Raw genomic sequence first — 26133 nt, forward strand, 5'->3', positions numbered from 1 at the left:
CTCAGAGCTCCCTGTCGATCAGCTCGAAGATCTCGTCGTCGGACGCGGACTCGACGTCGTCGAACCCGCCCGTCTCCGCCGAAGCGTTCGAACCGCCGTTCACCGCCGAAAGCAGCCCGTTGAGCCGCCTGGCGACCCTGCTCCGCGCCTCGTCGTCCAGGGCGAGCGCGGCCAGCGCGCTCTCGATCCGCCCCAGCTCCCCGAGCAGCGGATCGACGGCGTCCTGCGCCGGCGCGCTCTCGCCGTTCGGCGCGAGCCTGCGTCGCAGATGGTCGGCGAGGACCGCCGCCTCCGGATAGTCGAAGACGAGCGAGGCGGGCAGGCGCAGCCCCGTGCTCGCGGCGAGCCGATTGCGCAGTTCGACGGCGGTGAGGGAGTCAAAGCCCAGCTCCTTGAACGAGTTGTCGGGACGGATGGCGTCGGGGTTCGGATGGCCGAGGACGGTGGCGGCCTGCGTCCGGACGAGGCCGAGGAGCGTGCGTTCCTGCTCCGTCCGGGACTGCGCCGCCAGCCGGGCGGCCAGGTCGGCGGGCCGCCGCACACCGCCCGCCGTCGGCCGCGCCGCCGCGCCCCCGGCCGAGGCGGTCGCCGCGAGCGTCCGCAGCATCGGCGGAACGTTCTCCGCGGGCTGACCCGCCAGCGCGCTCGTCCTGAGGTCCACCGCGACGAGATGAGCGGCGCCGTGCCTGCTCGCCGCGTCCAGCAGGGCCAGGCCGTGCCGGTCCGTGAGCGGCCGGAAGCCGGAGCGGCCCATCCGCGCGAGGTCGGCGTCGCCCAGGTGGCCGGTGATCCCGCTGCTGGACTCCCACAGCCCCCACGCCACCGACACCCCCGGCAGCCCGAGCGAACGCCGCCGAACCGCGAGCGCGTCGCAGTACGCGTTGGCGGCGGCGTAGTTGGCCTGCCCGGCGCTCCCGATCGTCCCGGCGGCCGAGGAGAAGATGACGAACGCGGCGAGGGGGAGGTGTCGGGTGGCGGTGTGGAGGTTGTGTGCGGCGGTGGCTTTGGCGTTCCAGACGTGGTGGAGGCGTTGGGGTGTCTGGGAGCCGATCACCGCGTCGTCGATGAGTCCGGCGGTGTGTATGAGGCCGGTGAGGGGGTGCGCGGGGTCGGCGTCGGTCGCGGTGATGAGGTCGGTGACGGCGTCGGCGTCGGACACATCGGCCGCGACGACCCGTACCTGCGCGCCCAACTCTCGGGTGAGGCGCTCGACCAGTTCGTCGGCGCCCGGGGCTTGCAGGCCACGACGACTGGCCAGCACCAACCGCTTGACACCCCACGTCCCGACCACATGTTCGGCGACCAGACCGCCCAGTGTTCCCGTGCCGCCGGTGATCAGCACGGTGCCGTCCGGGTCCAAAGTCGGAGGGATGTCCAGAACGAGCTTGCCGGTGTGCTTGGCCTGACTCATCACCCGCAAAGCCTCGCGAGCGCGGGCCAGTGGCCATGCCTCAACGTGCGGCGGCCGTAGGGTGTCGGCGCTGAACAGTTCGGTGAGCCGTGCCAGCATCTCCCCGACGTGGTCGGGTCCGGCGTCGGTGACGAGGTCGAAGGCCCGGTAGGAGAGGCCAGGGTACTCCGCGGCGATGTGTTCGGGTTCGCGGATGTCGGTCTTGCCCATCTCCAGGAACCGACCACCCTCAGCCACCAACCTCAACGACGCATCGGTGAACTCCCCCGCCAAACTATTGAGCACCACATCAACACCACGACCACCCGTCGCGTCGCGGAACGTCCGCTCGAAGTCCAAGTCGCGGGAACTGGCGCGGTGGGCCGCATCGATACCCATCGACTCAAGGACGGCGTGCTTGCCGGGGCTGGCGGTGGCGAAGACCTCCGCACCCAGATGGCGGGCGATCTGCACCGCCGCCGAACCCACACCACCCGTCGCCGCATGAACCAACACCGACTCACCCGACTTCAACCCGGCCAGTTCCACCAAGCCGTACCAAGCGGTCAAGAACACCACCGGCACAGCGGCACCGGAACGGAAATCCCAACCATCCGGAAGACGAACGACCATTCGTTCGTCCGCCACCGCCACCGGGCCGAACGCTCCCTCGAACAGACCCATCACACGATCACCGACCGACAGGCCCGAGGCGACGCCCGGACCCACCTCGGTCACCACGCCGGCGCCCTCGCTGCCTTGGAAGACGCCGCCGCCTGGGTACATGCCGAGCGCGATGAGGGTGTCGCGGAAGTTGAGTCCGGCGGAGCGGACGGAGATCCTCACCTGTCCGGGGGCGAGCGGTTCGAGGGCCTCGGGGGCGGGGACGATCGTGACGCTCTCCACGGTTCCCGGGCGTTCGGCGCCGAGGCGCCAGCCCGCGCGGGTCGCGGGGGCGGTCAGTTCGGCCGGGCGGTCCGCTCTGGCCAGCCGGGGTACGAGCGCTTGGCCGCCGCGTACGGCCAGTTGCGGTTCGTCGGTGTGCAGGGCGCGTCGGACGAGTTCGAGGACATCGCCGTCCGGGGCCGTTTCGAGGTCGAGGAGGACGAAGCGACCGGGGTTCTCCGCCTGCGCGCTGCGTACCAAGCCCCACACCCCTGCACCGGCCAGATCGGGGACGTCGGACGCGACCGCGCCCCGGGTCACCACCACCAGGCGCGCATCCGCCAGGCGCGGCTCGTCCAGCCAGGCTTGCAGGAGCAGCAGCGTGTCCGCCGCGACGTCGGTTTCGGTGCGGCCGGGCGGGGGCTCCGGGGGGATGGTGGTCAGGACGTGGGACGGCGGGGGCTGGCCTGCGTCGAGGGCCATCAGGAGGGTCGGGAGGTCGCGGTAGGCGTCCAGGCCGGGCGGTAGCGTGTCCGGGCCCAGAGCGGCCCATTCGCCTGCGTCGTCTCGTTCGGGCGCGTCCGCAGGGGCGGACGGCAGGGGGACGGGTGTCCAGTCGACTGTGAAGAGGCCGCGTGTGTCGCCTTGGCGCGCGGCGGCCCGGAGCTGGTCGGCGTCGGCGGGGCGCATCACGAGCGAGCCGACGGTGAGGATCGGCGCGGCGGACGGGTCGGTGACGGTCAGGCGCAGGGTGTCGCCGTCCTCGTTCGGGGAGAGCCGCACGCGGACGGCCGTCGCCCCGCCGGCCCGCAGCGACACGTCGTTCCAGGTGAACGGCAGCCAGATGCGGTTTCCGGACGGGTCTCCGCCGAACAGGCCCGTGAGGAACAGCGGGTGCAGCGCCGCGTCCAGTAGAGCGGGGTGGATGCCGTATCCGGCGACGTCGCCGGCCGCTTCGGGGAGGGTCACTTCGGCGAACAGGTCGTCGCCCGCGCGCCACAGCGCCCGCAGGCCCTGGAACGACGGTCCGTAGTCGTAGCCGCCGGACGCGGCGCGTTCGTAGAAGCCCTCGACGTCAACGGGTTCCGCGTGCGGCGGGGGCCAGGGGCCGCCCGGTTCCGGTCCGGGGTCGGCGGGGGTTTCCGGGGTGAGGACGCCTTCGGCGTTGCACAGCCATTCCGCGGCCTCGCCGTCCTGGTCGAGGCGGGAGTAGACGTGCAGGTCGCGGCGGCCGTCCTCACCGGGCGCGCCGATCACGACCTGGACGCGCAGTCCGCCTGTGTCGGGCAGGACGAACGGGGCGCGGAGCGTCAGCTCGTCCACTCCGCCGCAGCCGACCTCGTCGGCCGCGCGGAGCGCCCATTCGACGACGCCCGCGCCGGGCAGGAGGGTCGTCCCGGCGACCACGTGCTCCGCGAGCCACGCCCCGGACCGGCGCGTCAGGCGGCCGGTCAGCACGTGGCCGCCGCCGCCCGCCAGGTCCATCGCCGCGCCGAGCAGCGGGTGCCCGGCGGGGGTCAGGCCGAGTCCGGCGGCGTCCTCGCCTCCGGCGTCGGCGGAGAGCCAGAACCGTTCCCGCTGGAACGCGTACGTGGGCAGGTCCACGGCGCGCGGGGCGGGCTCGGCGGGGAACCAGGCCGCGGCCCAGTCCACCGGGACGCCGGTGACGTGGAGGCCGGCCAGGGCGTTCGCGAGGGAGCGGATCTCCGGCTGCTTCCGTGTGAGGGTCGCCAGGACCGGTGGCCCGCCGGCCGGGTCCCCGCCGGCATCGAGGGTGTCGAGGGTGCGCCGGGTCGCGGTGCCGAGGACGGGGTCGGGGCCGAGTTCGAGGAACGCGGCGGCGTCGGCGGCGACGTGCGCGACCGCGGGGTGGAACCGTACGGGGCGGCGGATGTGCTCGGCCCAGTAGGCGGGCGTGGTGATGCGCTCGTCGGCGGGCAGCCCGGTGAGGTTGCTGATCAGCGGGATGGCCGGTTCGCGGTAGGCGAGGCCGTCGATGGCCGTCGCGAACTCGTCCAGGACGGGGTCCATCAGCGGCGAGTGGAAGGCGTGGCTGACGGTGAGCGAACGGGTCCTGCGGCCGCGCTCGGCCCACCGCGCGCCGATCCGGGCGACGGGCTCGGCCGGGCCGGAGATCACCGTGCTGCCGGGGGTGTTGAGCGCGGCGACCGCGACCAGGCCGCCGCCGAGCCGTTCGAGGTCGTCCGCGAGCTCGTCCGGGGTGGCCTCGACGGCGGTCATCGCGCCGCCGGACGGGAGCCGTCCCATCAGCCCGGCGCGGGCCGCGACGAGGCGGCAGGCATCGGGGAGGTCGAGGACCCCCGCGACGTGCGCCGCCGCGACCTCGCCGATGGAGTGGCCGATCACGGCGTCCGGGCGGATCCCGGCCGTGCCGAGCAGGCGGGCCAGCGCGACCTGGAGGGCGAACAGGCCCGCCTGCGCGTAGGTGGTGTGGTCCAGGACGTCCGCCGGGCCGGTGAAGACGACCTCGCCGAGCGGGCGTCCGAGCCGTTCGTCGAAGTGGCCGCACACCTCGTCGAACGCCTCCGCGAACGCCGGGAACCGCACGTAGAGGTCGGCGCCCATCCCGACGCGCTGGCTTCCCTGGCCGCTGAACAGCCACACGAGCCGGCCGGGGGCCGCCGGTGCTCCCGGCCCGGTCAGGGCCGGGTGGGCGTCGGCGCCGGCCGCGAGCGCCTCCAGTCCCGCGACGAGTTCCGCGGGGCGTTCGCCGACCACGACGGCCTTGTGGGGGAACGACGACCGGGTCTTCAGCAGCGACCACGCCACGTCCGCCACGGGGAGGCCGGGCCGGGCGGAGACGTGGGCGGCGAGCGCGGCGGCCTGGCCGCGCAAGGCGTCCGGGTCGCGCGCCGAGACCGTCCACGGGACCAGGGCGAGGTCCGGCACCCCGGTATCGCCCGTATCGCCCGTTCCTGTCTCCGCCTCGGCGCTCGCCGCGCCGTTCAGGATGACCGGGCCCTCGGGCGCGGGAGTCTCCGCGGGGTCGGGGGCCTGCTCAAGGATGAGGTGGGCGTTGGTCCCGGAGATGCCGAACGACGACACCCCGGCGCGGCGCGGACGGTCGCCGTTCCGCCATTCGACGGGTTCGGTGAGGAGGCGCACGGCGCCCGCCGTCCAGTCGACGTGCGGGGACGGTTCGGCGATGTGGAGGGAGGCGGGGAGCGAACCCTCGCGCATGGCCATGACCATCTTGATGACGCCGGCGACGCCCGCGGCGGCCTGGGTGTGGCCGATGTTCGACTTCACCGAGCCGAGCCAGAGCGGACGGCCGTCCGGGCGGTCCTGCCCGTAGGCGGCGAGGAGCGCGTGCGCCTCGATCGGGTCGCCGAGGGTCGTGCCGGTGCCGTGCGCCTCGACGGCGTCCACGTCCGACGGCGCGAGCCCGGCTCCGGCGAGCGCGGCGCGGATGACGCGTTCCTGCGACGGGCCGTTCGGGGCGGTGAGGCCGTTGCTCGCGCCGTCCTGGTTGACCGCCGAGCCGCGCAGCACCGCGAGGACGCGGTGGCCGTTGCGGCGCGCGTCCGACAGCCGTTCCAGCACGACCATCCCGGCGCCCTCGCCCCAGCCGACGCCGTCCGCCGACGCGGCGAACGACTTGCAGCGGCCGTCCGGGGCCAGGCCGCGCTGGCGCGAGAACTCCACGAACGTGTTGGGCGTCGCCATCACCGTGACGCCGCCCGCCACGGCCAGCGTGCACTCGTCCCGGCGGAGCGCCTGCGCCGCGAGGTGCATCGCCACCAGCGACGACGAGCACGCGGTGTCCACCGTCAGGGTGGGGCCCTCCAGGCCGAAGGTGTAGGCGACGCGGCCGGACGCGACGCTCGGCGTGCTGCCCGTCATGAGGCGGCCCTCGACGGCGCGCGGCGTCCGGCCGAGGAACCGGCTGCCGTAGTCGTCGTACATCACGCCCGCGATCACGCCGGTGCGGCTCCCCCGCAGGTCCGCGGGGTCGAGCCCGGCGCGTTCGAACGCCTCCCAGACCGTCTCCAGCAGCAGCCGCTGCTGCGGGTCCATCGCCACGGCCTCGCGCGGGCTGATCCCGAAGAACCCGGCGTCGAACCGCGCCGCGTCGTACAGGAACCCGCCCTCGCGCGTGTAGCTGTGGCCGAGCCGGTCGGGGTCGGGGTCGAACAGGCCCGGCAGGTCCCAGCCGCGGTCGGCCGGGAACTCCCCGATCGCGTCCGCGCCCGAGGCGACCAGCTCCCACAGGTCCTCCGGGGACGTCACGCCGCCCGGGTAGCGGCAGCCCATGCCGATGATGGCGATCGGTTCGCCGTCGTCCGCGGCCGCTGCGCGCGGCGCGCCGTTCACCGGGGCCCGGACGGCGCGCCCGCCCGCCGCGCCGTCCAGGCGGGTGCGGACGGCGCGGATCAGTGCCTCGGGGGTCGGGTGGTCGAAGATGACGGTGGCGGGCAGGGCCGCGCCCGTGGCCGCGTTCAGCCGGTTGCGCAGCTCCAGGGCGGTGAGCGAGTCGAACCCGAGCTCCTGGAACGCCCGGTTGAGGTCGATGGCCTCGGGTTCGGGGTGCGCGAGCACGGTCGCGATCTGGTCGCGGACGGCGGAGGCGACGGCGCGGTCCCGTTCCTCGGCGGGCAGCCCGGCGAGGCGCGCCGCGAAGGAGGACGCCGCGGGCCCGCGCGGCGACCGGGCCGGCACGCGGACCCGGCCGCGCAGGACGGGCGGCAGCGTCCCCGCCGCCGCCTGCTCCCGCAGCGCCGCGCGGTCGAACGCGACCGGCACGAGCGTCGGGTGCGGCGCGGCGAGCGCCGCGTCGAGCAGGGCGAGGGCGCGGCCGGGCGGCATCGCGGCGACGCCGGAGCGGGTGATGCGGGCGCGGTCGGCGGCGGCGAGGTCCTCGGCCATCCCGCCGGACGCCTCCCAGAGGCCCCACGCCAGGGACGTCGCGGGACGCCCGCCGGCCCGGCGGTGCTCGGCGAGGGCGTTGAGGAACATGTTCGCCGCGCCGTAGCTCGCCTGGCCGCCGTTGCCGAGGACGGACGCGGCGGACGAGAACAGCACGAACGCCGCGAGGTCGTCCCCCTCGGTCAGCCGGTGCAGGTGCCAGGCCGCGTCGGCCTTCGGCGCCAGCACGGCGGCGAGGCGTCCGGGCGTCAGCGAGGTGATCACGCCGTCGTCCACGATCCCGGCGGCGTGGACGACGGCCGTCAGCGGGTGCGCGGCGGGCACCGAGGCGAGCAGCGCGGCGAGCGCGTCCGGGTCGGCGGCGTCGCAGGCGGCGACGCGCACGTCCGCGCCGAGCCCGGCGAGCTCCGCCTCCAGCTCGGCCGCGCCGTCCGCGGCGGGGCCGCGCCTCCCGGTGAGCAGCAGGTGCCGCGCTCCGTGCGCGGTCACGAGGTGCCGCGCGACGAGCCGTCCGAGCGCCCCCGTCCCGCCGGTGACCAGGACGGTCCCGTCGGGGTCGAGTGCCGGCGCGGTTCCGTCCGCGTCCCGTTCCGCCGCGTCAACGAGCCGCGGGACCAGGACGTCTCCCGAACGCACCGCGAGCTGCGACTCACCGTTCTCCATCGCGGCGGCGACCGCGCCCCGCAGAACGTCGCGGGAGGCGTCCTCGCCGTCGAGGTCGAGGAGGACGATCCGGTCGGGGTACTCGGCCTGCGCCGCGCGGACCAGTCCCCAGAGCGGCGCGCCCGCCAGGTCGGAGGGCGGGTCGTCGCCGGTGGCGGCGACCGCGCCCCGCGTCACCGCGATCAGCCGCGCCGCGGCGAACCGCTCCTCCTCCAGCCACTCCTGGAGCAGTTCGAGCCCGCGCCGCGCGGCGTCGTGGGCCCGCGCGACGGGCTCGGCGGCGTCGGGCCCGCCGGTCGGGAGCGGGAGGAGGACGACGGCGGGAGTGGGGCGCCCGTCGGCCAGCGCGGTCTTCAACGCGGCGAGGTCCGGGTGGACGGCGTCCGGCGCGACCACACCCAAGCCGTCCGCACTCAGGCCGTCCGCAGCCGGACCGGTCGCGTCCGGGCCGGCCGCGGCGATGGCGGCCCAGTCGTCGGCGGGGCGGGCGGTTCCGGGCCCGCCGTCCGGTACGGGGAGGGGGTGCCAGGCCAGCCGGTGCAGGGCGTCGTCGGCGGGCGCGGCGCCGTTCCACCGTCCGGCGGGGACCTTGCGCAGGCCGAGGGACCCGATGGACGCGACGGCGGCGCCGTCGTCGTCGGTGAGCGCGAGCGACAGCACGTCCGCGTCGCCGGGCGTGATCCGGACCCGCAGCCGCGTGCGGCCCGTTCCGTGGAGGCGCACGCCGCCGAACGAGAACGGCAGCCGGACCGTGCTCCCGTCGTGCTCGTAGAGCTCGTCCACGGGGTGGAGCGCGCTGTCGAGCAGGGCCGGGTGGACGGCGTACGCGGCGGCGTCGGCGTGCTGGTCGGGCGCGAGGCGCACCTCCGCGAACAGCTCGTCGCCGAGCCGCCACGCGGCGCGCACCCCGCGGAACGCGGGCCCGTACCGGTAGCCCTGGTCGGCCAGCCGCTCGTACAGCTCCGCCGCGTCGATCTCGTCCGCGCCCTCCGGGGGCCAAGCGGCGGACTGCGCGGGCGCGGCCGGGGCGGGGTCGGGGTCGGGGTCGGGTCCGGCGAGGGTTCCGGCGGCGTGGCGGCGCCAGCCGTTCGCGGGTCCGAGGTCGTCCAGGCGCGCCGCCGCGGGCGCGTCGGGGTCGTCGTGCGCGTCGTCCACCGGGCGGGAGTAGATGGTGACCGGGCGGCGGCCCGCGCCGTCCGGGCCGCCGACCGCGACCTGGAGGTCCACGGGTTCGGCGTCGGGCAGCGGCAGCGGCGTCTCCAGGCTGAGGTCCTCGACGGCGTCGCAGCCGGTCCGCCGGGCCGCGACCAGCGCGAACTCCAGGAACGCCGTCGCGGGCAGCGGCGCGCCGTCCGCGATGGCGTGGTCGGCGAGCCAGCCGTGCGTGCGGGGCGACAGGCGTCCGGCGAGCAGCAGCCCGCCGTCCGCCGGTTCCACGGCGGCCTGGAGGAGCGGGTGGCCGGTCGGGCGCAGGCCGGACGCGCTCACCTCCGCCGCCGCGTCCTGCACGGGCCGCCAGTACCGCCTGCGCTGGAACCGGTAGGTGGGCAGCGGTACGCGTCCCGCGCCCGCCGGGAGCGCGGCGGCGAAGTCGGCGTCGCCGCCGTCGACGTGCGTCGCGGCGAGGGCGGTGAGGAACGTGCGGGGCTCGTCGCGGCCCTTGCGCATGGCGGCGGCGAACGCCGGGGCGGGGCCGTCGTCCGCCAGGGACTTCTGCGCCATGGCGGTGAGGACGGGGTCCGGGCCGAGCTCCAGGTAGCGCGTCACGCCCTCCGCGCGGAGGGTGCGCAGGCCGTCGTGGAACCGGACGGTCCGCCGGGCGTGCCGCACCCAGTACTCCGGGTCGCCGAGCAGTCCGGCGTCGGCGGGCTCGCCGGTGAGGTTGGAGATCAGCGGGATCTCCGGCGGCCCGAACGCCAGACCGCTCACGACCTCGCGGAAGCCGTCCAGCATGGGACCGAGGAGCGGGGAGTGGAACGCGTGGCTGACGCGCAGCCGCCTGACCCTCAGGCCGCGTTCCCGCAGCGGGCGGACGGCCTCCTCGACGGCCGTCCCGTCGCCCGACACGACGACGGAGGCGGGGCCGTTCACCGCCGCCAGCGAGACGCGGTCCTCCAGCCCGGCGAGCAGCGGCGCCACCTCGTCCTCGGGGGCCTCGACGGCGACCATCGCGCCGCCCTCGGGCAGCGCCTGCATCAGCCCGCCCCGCGCGGCGACCAGCGCGCAGGCGTCCGGGAGGGACAGCACGCCCGCGACGTGCGCGGCGACGATCTCCCCCACCGAGTGGCCCGTCAGGTAGGCGGGGACGACGCCGAACGACTCCACCAGCCGGAACAGCGCGGTCTCCACCGCGAACAGCGCCGCCTGGGTCACGCCGGTGCGGTCCAGGTCGGCGGCCTCGGCGGTGCCGCCGTCGGCGAACACCAGGTCGCGCAGCGACCGGCCGAGCAGCGGGTCCAGGTGCGCGGCGGCCTCGTCGAACGCCTCCGCGAACGCGGCGAACGTCCGGTGCAGGTCGCGGCCCATGCCGGGCCGCTGGCTGCCCTGCCCGGTGAACATGAACGCCGTCCCGCCCGGCCCCGCAGGGCCCGCGGCGCGCGTCACGTCCGGATGGTCCCGGCCGTCCGCCAGCGCGGCGAGCCCGTCGCGCAGCGCGTCCCGGTCGTCGCCGAGGACGACCGCGCGGTGCTCGAACGGCGTCCGCGTCCGCGCGAGCGACCAGGCCACGTCGGCGGCGGGCAGCTCGGGACGGGCGGCGACGTGCTCGGCGAGCGCGGCGGCCTGCTCGGCGAGGGCGGGCCCGGTGCGTCCCGACAGCACCCACGGGATCGGCCCGCGGGCCTCGTTCGCGGCGCGCCCGGCGGAGGCGGCCGGGGCGTCGTCGGCGTGCTCGGCGTGCTCGGCGTGCTCGGCGTCCTGGGCGTTCTCGGCGGGGGGCTCTTCGAGGATCAGGTGCGCGTTCGTTCCGGAGATGCCGAACGACGACACCCCGGCCCGGCGCGCGCGGTCGCCGCCGCGCGGCCACCCGGCGGGCTCGGTGAGGAGGCGCACCGCGCCGGAGTCCCAGTCCACGTGCGGGGTCGGGCGGTCCACGTGCAGCGTCGCGGGGAGCCGCTCGTGCCGCAGCGCCAGCACCATCTTGATCACGCCGGCGACGCCCGCGGCGCCCTGGGTGTGGCCGAGGTTGGACTTGCAGGAGCCGAGCCGGAGCGGGCGGCCCGCGTCCCGGTCCGCGCCGTAGACCGACAGCAGCGCCTTCGCCTCGATCGGGTCGCCGAGCCGGGTGCCGGTCCCGTGCGCCTCCACCGCGTCCACCTCGGACGGGGCGAGCCGCGCGGCCTCCAGCGCCTGCCGGATCACCCGCTGCTGGGACGGGCCGTTCGGGGCGGTCAGGCCGTTGCTGGCGCCGTCCTGGTTGACGGCCGAGCCGCGGATCACCGCCGCGACGGGGTGGCCGTTGCGGCGGGCGTCCGACAGCCGCTCCAGCAGCAGCATCCCGGCGCCCTCGGCGAACGCGGTGCCGTCGGCGGCCTCCGCGAACGGCTTGCAGCGCCCGTCGGCGGCCAGCCCGCGCTGCCGCGCGAACTCGGTGAACACGTTCGGGACGGCCATCACCGTCACGCCGCCCGCGAGCGCGAGCGTGCACTCGCCCTGCCGCAGCGCGTGGCAGGCGAGGTGGATCGCGACGAGCGACGACGAGCAGGCCGTGTCGATCGTCACCGCCGGCCCCTCCAGGCCGAAGGTGTAGGAGAGGCGGCCCGACAGGACGCTCGGGGCGTTCCCGGTGACCAGGTGGCCTTCGGCGCTCGGGTCGATGTGCGGGGTGCCGAAGCCGGGCAGCGCCGCGCCCGCGTACACGCCGGTGCGGGAGCCCTTCAGCGTGGACGGGTCGATGCCCGCCCGTTCCATCGCCTCCCACGACACCTCCAGCAGCAGGCGCTGCTGCGGGTCGAGGACCAGCGCCTCGCGCGGGCTGATCCCGAAGAACTCGGGGTCGAACTCGGCGGCGTCGTAGAGGAACCCGCCCGCGCGAGCGTAGCTGGTCCCCGGATGGTCGGGGTCGGGGTGGAACAGGCGGTCCAGGTCCCAGCCGCGGTCCTCGGGGAAGGCGCCCATCGCGTCCCGGCCCGACGCGACCAGCTCCCACAGGTCCTCGGGCGAACGGACCCCGCCGGGGAACCGGCACGCCATGTCCACCACGGCCACCGGCTCGCGCTGCCTGTCCTCGACCTCGCTGAGCCGCTTGCGGGTGTGGTGCAGGTCGGTGGTGACGCGCCGGAGGTAGTCGACCAGCTTCTCTTCGTTCACGGCCTCACGCCCAGCTCGTTGTCGATGAAGTCGAGGATCTGGCCCGCGTCGGCGACCCGGAGCCTCTCCTCCGCGCCGTCCGCGTCGCCGTCGCCGCCGGTGCCGCCGTCGGGCGCGTGCGCCGCCTTCCAGTTCGCGAGCAGGTCCTCCAGCCGCGCGGTGACCGCGTCGGCGGACACGGCCCCGGCGGCGACGGCGGACAGGGTGCTCTCCAGCCGCGCCACCTCGCCCAGCACCGGCGCGGTGGCGTCCGCGCCGGCGGGTGGCGCGCCGTCCGGGGCGAGCAGTTCGAGGAGGTGGTCGGCCAGCGCGCCCGCCTCCGGGTGGTCGAAGACCAGCGCGGCGTGCAGGCGCAGCCCGGTCGCGGCGGACAGGCGGTTGCGCAGCTCGACGCCGGTGAGCGAGTCGAAGCCGAGTTCCTTGAACGAGGCGTCCGCGCGGACGAGCCCCGCGTCGGCGTGGCCGAGGACGGCCGCGGCGTGGGTCCGCACGAGGTTGAGCAGCGTGCGGTGCCGTTCGGACGGGGGCAGGCCGGCGAGCCGCGCCGTCCAGTCGGTCGGCCGTTCGCCGCCCGCGGCGGTGGGACGGCCCGGCACGCCGCCCGGCTTGGCGGCGGCCGTCGCGGCGAGGCCGCGCAGCGGGGCGGGCAGGGTGTCCGGGGGCCGTCCGGCGAGTTCGCGGGCGTCGAAGTTGAGCGCGAGGACCTCCGGGCCGCCGTGCCGTTGGGCGGCGTCGAGCAGCGCGAGGCCCTCTTCGGTGCCGTTCGGGCGGATGCCGTAGCGGTGGATGCGCGCGGTGTCGGCCTCGGTGAGCCCGCCGGTGAGTCCGCTCGCCGTCGCCCAGAGCCCCCAGGCGACCGACAGGCCGGGCAGCCCTTCGGCGCGGCGCGCGGCGGCGAGCGCGTCGCAGTACGCGTTGGCGGCGGCGTAGTTGGCCTGGCCCGGCGTCCCCAGCGTGGACGCGAACGAGGAGAACACGGCGAACAGCCCGAGCCGCGTCCCGGCGGTGGCGGCGTGCAGGTGCGCGGCGGCTCCGGCCTTCACGTCCCACACCCCGGCCAGCGCGTCCGGCGTGAGGGAGGTGACCAGCGCGTTGTCGAGCGTCCCGGCGGCGTGGACGATCCCGGTCAGCGGATGCGCCGGGTCGATCGCGGCGATCGCCTCGTCCAGCGCGACGGGGTCGGCGACGTCGACGGCCTTGATGGCGGCCTCGGCCCCGAGCTCCCGGATGCGTTCGGCGAGCGCGTCCGCGCCCGGTGCGGACGGGCCGCTGCGGCTGAGGAGCAGCAGGTGCCGGACGCGCCAGTCGCGCGCCAGGTGCACGGCCACCTCGCCGCCGATCGTGCCCGTCCCGCCGGTGATGAGGACGGTGCCGTCCGGGTCCGGCGTCGCGGGGACGTCCAGCACCAGCTTCCCGGTGTGGCGGGCCTGGCTCATGTGCCGCAGCGCGTCCCGCGCGCGGCCGAGCGGCCACGCCCGCACCGGCAGGGGCCGCAGCGCGCCGCTGGAGAACAGCCCCGCCAGCTCGGACAGCATCTCCGCGATCCGGTCGGGCCCGGCGTCGGCGAGCAGGTCGAACGCCCGGTACGCCACGCCCTCGGCCATCCCGTCGGACGCGGGGTCGGGCGCGCGGACGTCCGTCTTGCCCATCTCGACGAACCGGCCGCCGTCCGCGAGGAGCCGCAGCGACGCGTCGGTGAACGGCCCGGACAGGCTGTTGAGGACGACGTCCACGCCCCGGCCGCCCGTGGCGCGGCGCACGGCGTCCTCGAAGTCCAGGTCGCGGGACGACGCGCGGTGCGCCTCGTCGATGCCCATGCCGTCCAGCACGCCGTGCTTGGCCGGTCCCGCCGTCGCGTACACCTCGGCGCCCACGTGCCGCGCGACCTGCACCGCCGCCATGCCGACGCCGCCGGTCGCGGCGTGCACCAGCACGCTGTCGCCGCGCCGCAGCGCGCCCAGGTGGACGAGCCCGTACCAGGCGGTCAGGAACGCCACCGGCGCCGCCGCGGCCTGCCGGAGGTCCCAGCCGTCCGGGACGGGCGCGACCATCCGCGCGTCGGCCACCGCGACCGACCCGAACGCGCCGTCGAACAGGCCCATCACCCGGTCCCCGGCCGCCAGCCCCGCGACGTCCGGGCCGACCTCCGTCACCACGCCCGCGCCCTCGCTGCCGCCGAACGCCGCGTCGCCCGGATACATCCCCAACGCGATCAGCACGTCGCGGAAGTTGACCCCGGCCGCGTGGACGTCGATGCGCACCTGACCGGGCTCCAGCGGCTCCAGCGCCTCCGGGCACGCCGTCGCCGACACGTTCTCCAGCGTCGCCGTCCCCGAGAGCCCGAGCCGCCACGCCCGCTCCCCCGGCGGCGGAACGATCCCGACCGGCTCGCCCGCGCGCACCCAGCGCGGCACGAGCAGCCGCCCGTCGCGCCACGCGACCTGAGGCTCGCCCGCCCGGACGGCCCGCCGCACGGCCTCAGCCTGTTCGGCGCGGGAGCCGGCGTCGGCTCCGGCGTCGGCTTCGGCGCCGACGTCGAGGAGCACGAACCGTCCAGGGTTCTCCGCCTGGGCGCTGCGGACCAGGCCCCACACCCCCGCGCCGTCCGGTACGGGGTTCTCGCACGCGACCGCTCCGCGCGTCACGACCGCCAGCCGCGCCTCGGACAGCCTCGGCTCGGCCAGCCACCGCTGCACCAGCGCGAGCGCGTCCGCGACGGCGCCGACCTCGGCGAGGACGACCGACGGCGCGGGAAGGCCGCCGTCCAGCGCCGCCGCCAGCCCGTCGAGCCCCGCGTACGAGGCGCCGTCTTCGGCGGAGGCGGTGGGAGCGAGCGTGACGTGGTCGGTGTCGTCCTCGGCGGACGGTTCCGCGGCGGGCTCGGGCAGGGCCGTCCATTCGACGGTGAAGAGCCCTTCCGCTCCTCCCGCGCCGGGACGGCCCGCCGACTTCAAGCGGTCGATGTCGGCCGGGCGCATCACCACGGATTCGGCGTCCAGGACGGGACCGCCGACGGCGTCCGCGACCGTGACGCGTACCTTCCGCTCGTCCGCGCCGTCCCCCTCGGGAGACAGTCGGACCCGGACGGCGGTCGCCCCGTCCGCCCGCAGCGACACGCCGTTCCAGGCGAACGGCAGCCACACCCGGCGCTCGCCGCCGCCCTCCGCGTCGTCGTCGCCGTCCTCCAGCAGCGCCGGGTGCAGCGCGGCGTCGAGGAGCGCGGGATGGACGCCGAAACCGTCCGGCTTCCCCGCCGCGTCGGGCAGCGCGACCTCCGCGAGGAGGTCCGTCCCGTGCCGCCACAGCGCCCGCAGGCCCTGGAACGCGGGGCCGTACTCGTAGCCGGACGCCGCGACGCGTTCGTAGACGTCGCTCACGTCAACGGCCTCCGCGCCCGGAGGCGGCCAGATCCCGTCCAGCCCCGGGGCCGGAACGGTCGTTTCCGGGGCGAGCACGCCGGACGCGTGGCACACCCAGTCGCGCGCCTCGCCTCCGCGTTCGCCTGCGCTGTCCTCCTGGCCGGGGCGGGAGCTGACGCGGACCTCGCGCCGCCCGTCCTCGCCCGCCGCGCCGACGACCACCTGCACGCGCAGGCCGCCGCTCCCGCCGCTCCCGCCGGGCAGGACCATCGGCTCGTGCAGCACCAGTTCCTCGACGGAGCCGCAGCCGGCCTCGTCGGCGGCGCGCAGCGCCCACTCCAGCAGCGCCGTCCCCGGCACCAGGACGGTCCCGAGCACCCGGTGGTCGGCCAGCCAGCCCGCGTTCCCGTTGCCCGGAAGGCGGCCGGTCAGCAGGTGGATGTCGCCGTCCGCGACCTCGACCGCCGCGCCCAGCAGCGGATGCCCGGCCGGGACGAGCCCGAGCCCGGCGGGATCGCCGCCGTCGCCGTTCAGGCCCTCCAGCCAGTACCGCTCGCGCTGGAACGCGTACGTCGGCAGATCGACCACGCGCGGGGCCGCCGGACGGCCGCGGAACCAGCCTGTCCAGTCCACCCGCGCCCCGGCGGCGAACGCCTGCCCGGCCGCCTTCGCCACCTGCCCCGCGCCGCCGTCGCCGCGACGGAGCGTCGGGACGGCGACGGCCGCGGTCCCGGCCTGCTCGAAGCACTCCTCCAGGCCGACCGTCAGCACGGGATGGGGGCTCGCCTCGATGAACACGCGGTGCCCGTCGTCCAGCAGCGCCCGGACGGTCTCGGCGAACCGCACCCGCAGCCGCAGGTTGGTCACCCAGTAGACGGTGTCGAGCCCGGCGGTGTCGATCCGGCCGCCCGTCACCGTCGAGTAGAACCCCACGTCCGCGCGCACGGGCCGCACCCCGGCCAGCTTCTCGGTCAGCTCCGTGCCGATCAGCTCGATCTGCGGGCCGTGCGAGGCGTAGTCGACGTCGATCGTCCGCGCCCGGTGCCCGGCGGCCTCCGCGCGGGCCACCACCGCGGCGACCTGCTCGGGCGGGCCCGACACCACCGTCGACGACGGCCCGTTCACCGCCGCGACCGTGACGTCGCCTTCGACGAGTTCCCCGGCGCGCTCCTCCCCCACCCCGAGCGAGGCCATGGCGCCCCGCCCGGAGAGCCGCCGCAGCTCCTGGCCGCGCACGGCGACGATCCTGGCGCCGTCCTCCAACGACAGCGCCCCGGCCACACACGCGGCGGCGATCTCCCCTTGCGAGTGACCGATCACGGCGGACGGAACGACACCGTACGACGCCCACACGGCCGCGAGAGACACCATCGTCGCCCACAGCACCGGCTGAACGACATCGACGCGCGTCAGCTCCGCGCCGTCGCCCCGCAGGACGTCCGACAGCGACCAGTCAACGAACGGAGCGAGCGCACACTCGCACTCGGCGATCCGGGCCGCGAACACCGGCGAGGAATCCAGCAGCTCCGCGCCCATACCGGCCCACTGCGACCCCTGGCCCGGGAACACCAGCACCGGGCCTCGCGCGTTCGCGCCACTCACGGCCGGGCTCCCCGGATGGACCACGTTCGGGTGCGCCTCGCCCGCCGCCAGCGCCTTCAAGCCGTCCAGCAGTTCGTCGCGTTCCGAGCCGACGACCACGGCACGGTGCTCGAACACCGAACGCGTCGTCACCAACGACCAGCCCACATCAGCCGCAGCCCAACCCTCCGAACCGCCCACCCGAGCAGCCAACGCGGCAGCCTGACCCCGCAACGCCTCCTCACTCCGCCCCGACAACACCCACGGCACCACCGCCCCCGAGTCTGGCTCGGGCGGGGCAGCCGCCTCGGACGGATCCGCCGGCTCGGGGGCCTCTTCCACGATCAGGTGGGCGTTCGTGCCGGAGATGCCGAACGACGACACGCCCGCGCGGCGCGGACGGTCGTCACGGGGCCAGGGCACCGGCGCGGTGAGGAGGCGCACCGCGCCGGTGTCCCAGTCCACGTGCGGGGTCGGCTCGGAAAGGTGCAGGTTGGCCGGGAGCGTCTCGTTCCGCAGGGCCATCACCATCTTGATCAGGCCGGCCACGCCCGCCGCGGCGTGCGTGTGCCCGATGTTCGACTTGACGGAGCCGAGCCAGAGGGGGCGCTCCGCGGGCCGGTCCCGGCCGTAGGTGGCGATGAGCGCCTCGGCCTCGATCGGGTCGCCGAGGCGGGTGCCGGTCCCGTGCGCCTCCACCGCGTCCACCTCGGACGGCGCGAGCCGCGCGGCCGTGAGCGCCCGCTCGATGACCTGTTCCTGCGCGACGTCGTTGGGCGCGGTGAGGCCGTTGCTCGCGCCGTCCTGGTTGACGGCGGAGCCGCGGACCACCGCGAGGACGCGGTGGCCGTTGCGGCGCGCGTCCGACAGCCGTTCCAGCAGGACGAGCCCGACGCCCTCGGAGAACCCGGTGCCGTCCGCGTCCGCCGCGAACGACTTGCACCGCCCGTCCGGGGACAGCGCCCGCTGCCGCGAGAACTCGGTGAACATGACCGGGGTCGCCAGCCCGCAGACGCCGCCGCCCAGCGCGAGCGTGCACTCGCCCTGCCGCAGCGCCTGGCACGCCAGATGGATCGCGACGAGCGACGCCGAGCACGCCGTGTCGACGGTGACGGCCGGGCCCTGGAGCCCGAGCGTGAACGCCACCCGGCCGGACACGACGCTCGTCAGGCTGCCCGTCGTCGCGTACCCCTCGAAGCCCTCGGGGATCCGCGGAGCCCGCGCCAGGTAGTCCTGGCTGGACACCCCCGCGTACACGCCGGTCGAGGTGCCCTTCAGGGAGAACGGGTCGATTCCGGCCCGTTCGAACGTCTCCCAGGCGGTCTCCAGCAGGACGCGCTGCTGCGGGTCCATGGCGAGCGCCTCACGCGGGCTGATCCCGAAGAATCCCGCGTCGAACCGGTCGATGTCGTACAGGAATCCGCCCTGCCGCGTGGAGCTGGTGCCGGGATGCGCGGGATCGGGGTGGTAGAGGCCGTCGAGGTCCCAGCCGCGGTCGTCGGGGAAGTCGCCGATGGCGTCCTTTCCGGAGACGAGCAGGTCCCACAGGTCCTCGGGCGAACGGACCTCGCCGGGGAACCGGCACGCCATGCCGACGACGGCGATCGGCTCGTTGGCCCGGTCCTCGACCTCGCTCAGGCGACGGCGCGTGTCGTGCAGCTCCGCGGAGACGCGCTTGAGATAGTCGACCAGCTTCTCTTCGTTCGCCATTCAGGACACCCCAAGCTCGTTCTCGATGAAGTCAAGGACCTGATCCGTGGACGCGGACTCCAGCCGCTCGGCGGCGCTGGGCTCGCCCGCCGGGTTCCGCGCCGCCGCCTTCCACTTGGTCAGCAGCCGTTCGAGCCGGGCCGTGACCGCGCCGGAGTCGCCGTTCTCCGGAACGAACCCGGCCAGGGTGTCCTCCAGCCTGTCCAGCTCGCCGAGGACCGAACCGACGCCCGTCACGGAGCGGTGCCCGTTCCCGTTTCCGCGCTCGCCGCCGTTTCCGCCTTCGCCCGCGCGTCCGCCGTTGCGTCCGTTGGGCGGTGTCTGCTCCTTCGCGACGAGGCGTTCCACCAGGTGATCGGCGATGCCGTCCGGCGTCGGATAACGGAAAACCAGCGCGGCCGGGAGGCGCAGCCCGGTCGCGGCGGCGAGCCGGTCGCGCAGCTCGACGGCCGTCAGCGACTCGAACCCCATCTCCTTGAAGCTGGTCCCGGTCGGAACCGCGTCGGGCTCGGCATGGCCCAGCACGGTCGCGGCATGTGTACGCACCAGGTCGAGCACCAGCCGGCGCCGTTCGTCCTCGGCGAGCCCGGCCAGCCGGTCGGCCCAGTCGACGGACGAACCGTTCCCGCCGCCGGCGGCCACCGCACGCCGCACACGCGTAGTGCCCCCGGCGGCCGTGGACGCCCGCCGCCCGGCGCGGTGACCGCCCTCGCGGAGCCACCGAACGTCCGCCGGGCGCATCACCACCGACGCGACGTCCAGGACGGGCCCGCCGAGCGCGTCCGTCACCGCCACGGCCACCTGCACGCCCTGCTCCCCGTGGTGCGGGGTCAGCCGGACCCGTACCGCGGTCGCCTCCGCCGCCCACAGCGACACCCCGCTCCAAGCGAACGGCTGCCACACCCGGCCGTCCCCGGCCGGACCGGCGTCGAGCAGCGACGGATGCAACGCGGCGTCCAGCAGCGCGGGATGGATCCCGAACCCTCCCGGCCCCCCGGCCGCCTCGGGCAGCACGAGGTCCGCGAGCAGGTCCGCGCCCTGCCGCCACAGCGCCCGCACGCCCTGGAACGCCTGCCCGTAGTCGTATCCCGCCTCCGCCAACCGTTCGTAGACGTCATCGGCGGCCAGCGGCTCGGCGCCCGGCGGAGGCCACGCCCCGCCGCCACCCGGCTCGGGCTCGGGCGCGGGCTCAGGCGACCCCGCTGAGAGGACGCCTTCCGCATGACAGGTCCATTCCGCTTCCTCGTCGCCGTCGGGCCGGGAGTACACCCGTACGTCGCGAGTCCCGTCGTCCGCCGCCGCGTCCACGGCCACCTGGACCCGTACGGGCTCCGGACCGGCCAGCACCAGCGGAACCCGCGGGGTCAGCTCGTCCACTCCGCCGCAACCCGCTTCGTCCGCCGCCCGCAAAGCCCACTCGACCAGCGCCGCACCGGGCACGACGACCGTCCCGGCGACCGAGTGCTGCGCCAGCCACGGCTGCGTCCGCGTCGAGAGCCGTCCCGTGAGCAGCCACGCGTCCGCGCCCGCGTGCTCGACGGCCGCGCCCAGCAGCCGATGCCCGGCCGACGCCAGCCCCAGGCTCTCCGGATCGCCGCCGGGCCCGCTCCGGCCGTCCAGCCAGTAGCGCCTGCGCTGGAACGCGTACGTAGGCAACTCGACAAGCCGCGGAGCCCGATCACCGGTGAACCACCGCGACCAGTCGACCTCCACCCCCGCCGCGAACGCCTGCCCCAGCGCGTCCGCGAGCTGCCGCCGACCACCGTGGTCACGGCGCAGCGTCGGCACCACCGTGGCAACGGTCCCGGCCTCTTCCAGCGTCTCCTGCGTGCCGAGCGTCAGAACGGGATGCGGGCTCGCCTCGATGAACACCCGATGCCCGTCGCCCGCCAACTCCCGAACGGCATCCGCGAACCGCACCCGTTCCCGAAGATTGGTCACCCAATAACCGGTGTCCATGCTCGTGGTGTCGATCCGCCCACCCGACACGGTCGAATAGAACGCCACTTCTGTTGTCGGTGCGGGCTCGATGCCCGCGAGGACTTCATGCAATTCGTCGGTGATCTCATCGACCTGCGGCCCATGCGAGGCGTAATCAACGTCGATGAGCCGCGCCCGATACCCGGCAGCTTCCACACGGGCCACCGCTGCGGTGACCTGCTCAGGCGGGCCCGACACCACCGTGGACGACGGTCCGTTCACCGCCGCCACCGCTACATCCGCAGACAGGAACTCCTGCGCGGCGTCCACACCGACACCAAGCGAAGCCATCGCACCGCCACCGGCCAACCGCCGCAACGCCCGACTCCGCAACGCCACGATCCTGGCGCCGGCCTCCAGCGACAGCGCCCCAGCCACACACGCGGCAGCGATCTCCCCCTGCGAATGACCAATCACCGCAGACGGAACGACACCATAAGACGCCCACACAGCCGCCAGCGAAACCATCGTCGCCCACAGCACCGGCTGAACGACATCAACCCGCGCCAACTCCGCCCCGTCGCCACGCAGGACGTCCGACAGCGACCAATCAACAAACGGAGCCAACGCACGCTCACACTCAGCAACACGCTCCGCGAACACCGGCGAGGAATCCAGCAACCCCGCACCCATACCGGCCCACTGCGAACCCTGACCCGGGAACACCAACACCGGGCCCGCGCCGACTCTGGAAGGCGCAACAGAACGCACTTCACCGCTCGCCACAGCTTCCAAACCGGCCAGCAATTCATCGCGTCCGGTCCCGACGACCACCGCACGACGCTCGAAATTCGAACGGGACGCCGCCAGCGACCAACCCACATCCAACGGCGCGTCATCCGACACGCGCACCTGGGACGCCAGCGCCGCCGCCTGCCCCCGCAACGCCTCTTCGCTTCTCGCTGACAGCACCCACGGGAGCGGGCCGACGTCCATCGGCGCAGGTCGTTCGGGCTCGCTGTCCGGCTCGGGAGGTGCTTCCAAAATCAGGTGGGCGTTCGTTCCAGAAATGCCGAATGACGACACCGCGGCCCGACGCGGACGGTCATCTTCGGTCGGCCATTCCATCGGCTCGGTCAGCAGACGTACCGCGCCCGACTTCCAATCCACGTGCGGGGACGGCTCATCGATATGCAGGGACGCCGGAAGCGAACCGTTCCGCATCGCCATCACCGTCTTGATCACACCAGCCACACCAGCAGCCGCCTGCGTATGACCGATATTCGACTTCACCGACCCCAACCACAACGGCCGACCACCCGAACGACCCCGCCCATACGTCGCCAACAACGCGCCCGCCTCGATCGGATCACCCAGCGTCGTCCCCGTCCCATGCGCCTCCACCGCATCCACATCCGACGACGACAACCCCGCAGACGCCAACGCCTGACGAATCACACGCTCCTGCGACGGACCATTCGGAGCCGTCAAACCATTACTCGCACCATCCTGATTGACCGCCGAGCCGCGGATCACGGCCAGGACGCGGCGGCCGTTTCGCAAGGCGTCCGACAGGCGTTCCAGCAGTACGAGGCCGACGCCCTCCGCCCAGCCCGTTCCGTCGGCCGCCGCGGCGAACGGCTTGCAGCGGCCGTCCGGAGCCAGGCCGCGCTGACGCGAGAAACCCGTGAACATGCCGGGGGCGGCGAGCACGGTCGCTCCGCCGGCCAGGGCCAGGTCGCATTCGCCCTGGCGCAGCGCCTGCGCGGCCAGGTGCATCGCGACCAGGGACGACGAGCATGCCGTGTCCACCGTCACCGCGGGTCCGACCAGGCCGAAGGTGAAGGCCACCCGGCCGGACGCCACGCTCGGCGTCGCGCCCGTCAGCAGGTGCCCGTCGAGTCCCTTGGGGGCCTCATGGAGCCGCGGGCCGTAGTCCTGGGCGGTCGCGCCGACGAAAACGCCGGTCGGGCTGCCCTTCAGTGCGCCGAGGCGGATGCCCGCCCGTTCGAACGCCTCCCAGGACGTCTCCAGCAGCAGGCGTTGCTGCGGGTCCATGGCCTGCGCCTCGCGGGGGCTGATCCCGAAGAACTCCGCGTCGAACTCCGCCGCGTCGTACAGGAAGCCGCCCTCCCGGGCGTAGGTGGTGCCCGCCCGGTCCGTGTCCGGGTCGAACAGGGCGGCCAGGTCCCAGCCGCGGTCGTCCGGGAAGCCGCCGATCACGTCGCGTCCCGCGGCGACGAGGTCCCACAGGGCTTCGGGCGTCGTGGCGCCGCCGGGGTAGCGGCAGCTCATGGCGACGACGGCGATCGGGTCGTCCGCCGCGCTCCGGCCGGCCGCCGGCGCGTCCTGCCGGGACGTCCCGTCCGGAGTCGCGGTGGCGCGCCGGTTCAGGTGCGCGGCCACGTCCAGCGGGGTCGGGTGGTCGAACGTGAGCGTGGCGGGCAGCGGCAGGCCGGTGGCCGCGCCGAGCCGTTCGCTGAGCTCCCCGGCCGCCATCGAGTCGAAGCCGAGCTGCTTGAACGTCAGGTCCGCGTCGATCGCCGTGCCCGACGCGTGCCCGAGGACGACGGCCGCGTTCGTCCGGACCAGGTCCAGCAGGGCGCGCCGCCGTTCGGGCTCGGAGAGCCCCGCGAGGCGTTCCAGCGGCGAAGGCGGCTCGGCTTCCAGAACCGGACCCGCCTCCGGCCCCGGCCCCGGCTGCCCGGCCGGGACGGCTTCGGGGCGGGGCAGGGAGCCCGGCCAGTAGCGTTCGCGCTGGAACGCGTACGTCGGCAGGTCCACCCGCGTGCGCGCGCGTCCCGCGAAGATCCGGTCCCAGTCGAGGTCCACGCCGCCGCGGACGTACGCCTCGGCCATCGCCGTCGCGAACGTGGCGGTCTCGGGGCGGTCGCGGCGCAGCGCCGCCAGCGCCACCGGGCGGGCCGCCGGACGCGGCCGGCCGTCCGGTCCCTCGGTGGACGGGCCGGGGAACGACTCGCGGGCCATGGCCGCCAGTTGCCCGTCCGGGCCCAGCTCCACGAACGTGGTGACGCCCTCGCCGCACAGGTACCGCACGCCCGGCATGAAACGGACGGCGCGGCGCGCGTGCTCGGCCCAGTAGTCCGGGGACGCGAGCCGTTCGGCGGTCGCGGGGAGGCCGGTCACGTTGGACACGACCGGGATGGCGGGCGCGGCGAACGCCAGGCCCGCCGCGACGGCGCGCAGCTCGTCGAGCATCGCGTCCATGTGGGGCGAGTGGAAGGCGTGGCTGACCCGCAGGAGCGTGGCCTTCCCGCCGCGGTCGCGCCAGGCCGCGGCGGCGTCGCGGACGGCGTCGCGGTCGCCGGAGATCACGACGGAGGCGGGGCCGTTGACGGCGGCGACGCCGAGGCCGCCGCGGCCCGCGACGAGCTCGGCCGCCTCGTCCGGCGTCGCGCGCAGGGCCGCCATCGCGCCGGGCGCGGTGACGGCCTGCATGAGCCGTCCGCGCGCGGCGACCAGCGTGCACGCGTCCGGCAGCGACAGCGCCCCGGCGACGTGCGCGGCGGCGATCTCGCCGACCGAGTGGCCGATCAGGTGGCCGGGGCGCAGGCCCCACGACTCGGCCAGCCGGTACAGGGCGACCTCGACGGCGAACAGCGCCGGCTGCGTGTAGGCGGTCCGGTCCAGCGGCGCGGCGTCGCCGCTCCACACCACCTCGCGCAGGGGCCGGTCCAGCATCGGGTCCAGGCAGGCGAACGCCTCGTCCAGCGCCGCGGCGAACACCGGGTGCGCGTCGTACAGTTCGCGGCCCATGCGGGGGCGCTGGCTGCCCTGGCCGCTGAACAGCACCGCGACGCCGCCACCGTTCACGGTCCCGTGGACGACGCCGGGCGCGTCCTCGCCCCGTCCCAGCGCGCCCAGCCGTCCGAGCAGCTCATCGGCGCCGCCGCCGAGGACCACCGCGCGGTGGGCGAACGCGGAACGGGTCGCGCCCAGCGCGTGCCCGACGTCCGCCGGGTCCAGGCCGGGACGGTCCTCCACGTGCTCGCGCAGCCGGTCCGCCTGGGCTCGCAGCGCCGCCGCGCTCTTCCCCGAAACCGTCCAGGGAACGATCGGGGGCGTCTCGTTCGACGGTACGGGCGCCGCCGGCCTCCCGGCGGCGGTGCCGGGCTCGTCCGCGCGCGTCGCGCCGCCGGTCGCGGGTACCTCCGCGGCGGTCGCGGGCGGTTCGGTGAGGACCACGTGGCAGTTGGTCCCGCCCATGCCGAACGAGCTGACGCCCGCGATCAGCGGCCGGTCCGGGCACGGCCACGCGGTCAGCTCGTCCTGGACGCGCAGGCCCAGCTCCGCGAGCGGGATCCGCGGGTTCGGCGCGGTGAAGTTGAGGCTCGGCGGGAGCTCGCGGTGCGCGACGCTGAGGACCGCCTTGAGCAGCCCGACGATCCCCGCGGCGCCTTCGAGGTGGCCGACGTTCGTCTTGGCGGAGCCGACCCGCAGCGGGGCGCCGTGCGCGCGGGACGCGCCCAGCGCCGCGCCGACCGCCGCCGCCTCGACCGGGTCGCCGACCGGGGTGCCGGTGCCGTGCAGCTCGACGTACTGGACGTCCCCCGGCGCCACGCGGGCCCGCTCGCACGCCAGGCGCAGCACGTCCTCCTGCGCGGCGGCGCTCGGCACCGTCAGGCCGTCCGCGGCGCCGTCGTGGTTGACGGCGCTCCCGCGGATCACGCAGTACACCGGGTCGCCGTCGATCAGCGCCGCGTCCAGCGGCTTCAGGACGACCGTCGCGGCGCCCTCGCCGCGGACGAAGCCGTTCGCGCGGGCGTCGAAGGTGTGGCAGCGGCCGTCCGGGGACAGCCCGCCGAACTGCGCGGCGGCGGCCTCCATGCCGTCCTCGCCGAGGATGAGGTTGACGCCGCCGGCGAGCGCCAGCGAGCACTCCCCGTTCCGGATGCTCTCGCACGCGGCGTGCACGGCGACCAGCGAGGACGACTGGGCGGTGTCGATGGTCATGCTCGGGCCGCGCAGCCCGTGGACGTAGGACACGCGGTTGGCGATGATGCTGCGGTGGGACCCGGTCATGGCGTGCCGTTCGCCCGTGCCCGGCCCGGACCGTCGGAGGATCGCCGCGTACTCGTCCCAGATCGCCCCCACGAACACGCCGGTACGGCTGCCCGCGAGCGTCTCCGGCGGGATCCCCGCGTCCTCCAGCGCCTCCCACGCCACTTCGAGCATCAGGCGCTGCTGCGGGTCCATCGCGACGGCCTCGCGCGGCGCGATGCCGAAGAAACCGGCGTCGAACCCGTCCACCGCCTCAAGGAACCCGCCGAACCACCGCCGCGCGCCGTCGCCCGCGCCGCCGTCCGCGGCCGCGTCCGTTCCCGGGGAACGGAGGCGGTCGGACGGCATCCCCGCTTGGGTTGTGAGCACGCCGCCCATCGTGGGTCGCCGCTCTAAAGCCCCGCCAAT

Annotated in this window: 3 protein-coding genes; all 3 read right to left on the minus strand. The window is 75.5% G+C overall.

Annotated features, from left to right (window positions below):
* Position 1 precedes the first annotated feature (1 nt).
* From GEV43_RS46560 to GEV43_RS46570, 3 genes are read right to left on the minus strand one after another with little or no spacing between them, the layout of a single operon-like run.
* Positions 2-12133, minus strand: a complete 12132-nt coding sequence (locus GEV43_RS46560; protein WP_160826941.1) for a type I polyketide synthase — start codon at positions 12131-12133, stop codon at positions 2-4.
* Positions 12130-18783, minus strand: a complete 6654-nt coding sequence (locus GEV43_RS46565; RefSeq protein ID WP_160826942.1) for a type I polyketide synthase — start codon at positions 18781-18783, stop codon at positions 12130-12132. The genes GEV43_RS46560 and GEV43_RS46565 overlap by 4 nt, the downstream gene beginning before the upstream one ends.
* A complete protein-coding gene (locus GEV43_RS46570; protein ID WP_206681762.1) occupies positions 18784-26094 on the minus strand; it encodes a type I polyketide synthase in 7311 nt (2436 codons plus the stop codon).
* Positions 26095-26133 lie beyond the last annotated feature (39 nt).

Origin of the sequence: Actinomadura sp. J1-007 (assembly GCF_009793335.1) — a bacterium.
GTDB lineage: Bacteria > Actinomycetota > Actinomycetes > Streptosporangiales > Streptosporangiaceae > Spirillospora > Spirillospora yumaensis.